Origin of the sequence: Streptomyces sp. NRRL S-350, assembly GCF_000719705.1 — a bacterium.
In the GTDB taxonomy this organism is placed as follows: Bacteria; Actinomycetota; Actinomycetes; order Streptomycetales; family Streptomycetaceae; genus Kitasatospora.
Map to the genome: position 1 here is coordinate 1 of NZ_JOHO01000186.1, position 740 is coordinate 740.

The 740-nt window shown below is 73.1% G+C and carries 1 protein-coding gene and 1 pseudogene; both read right to left on the minus strand.

Annotated features, from left to right (window positions below; all coding sequences use genetic code 11):
* Positions 1–54 precede the first annotated feature (54 nt).
* The gene (locus IF30_RS0140415; protein ID WP_030248215.1) at positions 55–480 is read right to left on the minus strand and encodes a DUF742 domain-containing protein; all 426 of its coding nucleotides are present in this window, start codon (positions 478–480) and stop codon (positions 55–57) included.
* A gap of 162 nt (positions 481–642) precedes the next feature.
* A pseudogene (locus IF30_RS0140420) lies at positions 643–740 on the minus strand (roadblock/LC7 domain-containing protein); the annotation flags it as partial.

Consider the following 740-nt stretch of genomic DNA (forward strand, 5'->3'; position numbering starts at 1 on the left):
CCGCCCGCGACGACGATCTTCGCGGAGGTGGTGGCGCGGGTGGGGGCGGCCGCGTTAGAGCTTGCGAAGTCCACTGAGGACCCTTTCGAGCAGCGTGACATCGGGCGTTCCGCCCGACTCGCCCGCGGCGGCGGGCTGGTGGATGGCGACGAGACCGGCTTCGGCGAGGTCGGCCACGAGGATGCGGGCGACCCCGAGCGGCACGCCGGCCAGGGCGGAGATCTCCGCGATGGACTTGACCTCACGGCAGAGGTTGACGATCCGCGCGTGCTCCGGCAGCAGCCCGCCGGTCCGCTCGGCGGAACCGGTGGTGGAGATCAGGGCCTCGATGGCGAGCTGGTAGCGCGGACGGGTCCGGCCGCCGGTCATCGCGTACGGGCGGACCAGCGGCTGCTGCTCGTAGCCGTCGGACTGCTGCCCGCCGTAGCCGCTGCCGTACCCGCTGCCGTACGGGCCGGCGGGTGTCGAGGGCGGGGTCATGGGTCCTCCTTGTGCTGCAGCCTTGAGCAGCCGGTTCCAGCTGGGGCGGTGCCAGCTGAGGCGGGATCAGCTGCCTGAGGGTAGCTGAGAGTGAGACGCCGGGTCCGGTCGGGTCGGACCCGGCGGGGAGGTGGGACGGGTGGGTGGATCCTCGCGGGCCGGTCAGTGCAGGAGACTGCCCTGGAGTTCCGCGCGGAGTGCGGGGGTGAGGACGGCGCCGGCGCGGTCGACGAGCAGGGCCATCTCGTAGCCGACGAGGC

What these genes read in the sequence shown, in the direction of transcription:
- IF30_RS0140415 (WP_030248215.1), bottom strand. Translation starts at nt 480, where the DNA reads ATGACCCCGCCCTCGACACCCGCCGGCCCGTACGGCAGCGGGTACGGC.